Here is a 443-nt window from a genome sequence, read left to right as displayed (position 1 = left end):
GACGCCAGGTTGCCATTATCAAACATCTCAAACCATTTCCATTTATCAGTATCATAACCTTTGGTAAATATGTTCTTCAGTATATCGAAAAACCCCTTGTCGTGAGTCAAAATGATTAACTGATAATTTTTGAAATCTGGATTATCTTTCAAATACTTGATGACTTTCATCCGGTTTGACATATCAAGGCTTATCAGCAGGTCGTCAATCACTAAAATTCGTAAATCGTCACGTCCCTCGATGCCTTTGAACTTGTCCCCTACCATAGCCAACCGGATCGCCAAGGCTAATGCCGTTAGCCGCGCTTCATTCATAAAAGACTGTGGCTTTGGTATGAGAGGAACGCGTGTACTCGTTGACGTCAGCGTTAGCTTAATAACAGGTTGTGTCCATTGGTAAGGATTTTGACTACTTATCTTAAGTATGATTTCCGGTTCTAATAC

At 40.2% G+C, this 443-nt stretch carries 1 protein-coding gene; it reads right to left on the bottom strand.

Features of this window, described 5'->3' with window-relative positions; all coding sequences use genetic code 11:
- The coding region (locus D7Y13_RS46425) for a hypothetical protein (protein ID WP_208734638.1) at positions 1-443 on the bottom strand (443 nt) is incomplete at both ends.

Origin of the sequence: Corallococcus praedator, assembly GCF_003612125.1 — a bacterium.
GTDB lineage: Bacteria > Myxococcota > Myxococcia > Myxococcales > Myxococcaceae > Corallococcus > Corallococcus praedator.
This window is presented reverse-complemented; position numbering and strand designations above follow the sequence as displayed.